This window comes from Roseateles sp. P5_B10 (genome assembly GCF_056400485.1).
On sequence record NZ_JBFULE010001261.1, the window covers coordinates 1 to 1,033 of the forward strand.

The following is a 1,033-nucleotide window of genomic DNA, read 5'->3' on the forward strand; positions in this document are numbered from 1 at the left end:
GGCCAGCACGGCGGGAATGGCGGCGAACAAGCCGATGGCCGTGGCGACCAGCGCTTCGGCAATGCCCGGCGCGACCGTGGCCAGCGTCACCTGCGTCAGATTCGACAAGCCGACGAAGGCGTGCATGATTCCCCAGATGGTGCCGAACAGGCCGACATACGGGGAGACCGAGCCCACCGACGCGAGGAAGGACAGGTTGTGCTCCATCGCGTCCAGCTCGCGATGGAAGCTCGCGCGCATCGCGCGGCGGGCTGCGTCGAGCAGGGCGCCGGCATCGGTMACGCGCTTCTCACGCAGCTTCAGGAACTCGCGCATGCCTGAGGCGAAGATGCGCTCCAGAGGTGCGGCATCCGCACGGTTGCCGACCGACTGATAGAGGTCGTTGAGGTTCTTGCCGCTCCAGAACTCGGCCTCGAAGGCATCGTTGCGGCGCTTGATCTGGCCCAGGCCGATCAGCTTGCCGAAGATGACGCTCCAGCTCGCCAGCGACACGAGCAGCAGGCCCGCGATGACGAGCTGCACCGCGAAGCTGGCGTGCAGGATCAGGGAGACGATGGACAGGTCTTGGTTCATGCGGTGATCGCTGCCACGACAGAGTCGGGCAGGCGTTGGGGTTTCAGGTCGCTGGCGCGCACGCAGCCGATGCGGATCTCGCCTTCGCACAGCAGCGTGTTAGCGCGCAGCGCGCGCTGGCGAACCACGAGGCTGGCGCGGCCCGCGGGCTCAGGTTCGACAGTGATGGTCAGCAGGTCATCCAGCTTGGCCGGCGCGGCGTAGCGCAGGCTGGTAGCGGCGACGACGAAGATGAGGCCCGTGTCTTCACGCAGCTGGTGCTGCTCGACGCCCGCCGCACGCAGCCACTCGGTGCGAGCGCGCTCGAAGAACTTCAGGTAGTTGGCATAGAAGACGATGCCGCCAGCGTCGGTGTCTTCCCAGTAGACGCAAACGGGGAACTGGAAGTTCATGCGAGGACTCCGCGCAGGCGGGAAACAGCTTCCTGCAGGTCTTCCATCGACGACGCGAAGGAAAGGCG

General features: G+C 66.2%; 2 protein-coding genes. Both read right to left on the reverse strand.

The window, feature by feature from the left end; translation table 11 throughout:
- Nucleotides 1-573 (reverse strand): protein TolQ (gene tolQ, locus AC1DU6_RS32590; RefSeq protein WP_477862387.1); only part of this gene is annotated, 573 nt, incomplete at its 3' end.
- On the reverse strand, nucleotides 570-965 hold the full coding sequence (gene ybgC / locus AC1DU6_RS32595) for a tol-pal system-associated acyl-CoA thioesterase (RefSeq protein WP_477862389.1): 396 nt from the start codon (nucleotides 963-965) through the stop codon (nucleotides 570-572). The genes ybgC and tolQ, both read right to left, overlap by 4 nt.
- Between the last annotated feature and the right edge of the window lie 68 nt (nucleotides 966-1,033).

What these genes read in the sequence shown, in the direction of transcription:
- ybgC (WP_477862389.1), bottom strand. Translation starts at nt 965, where the DNA reads ATGAACTTCCAGTTCCCCGTTTGCGTCTACTGGGAAGACACCGACGCT.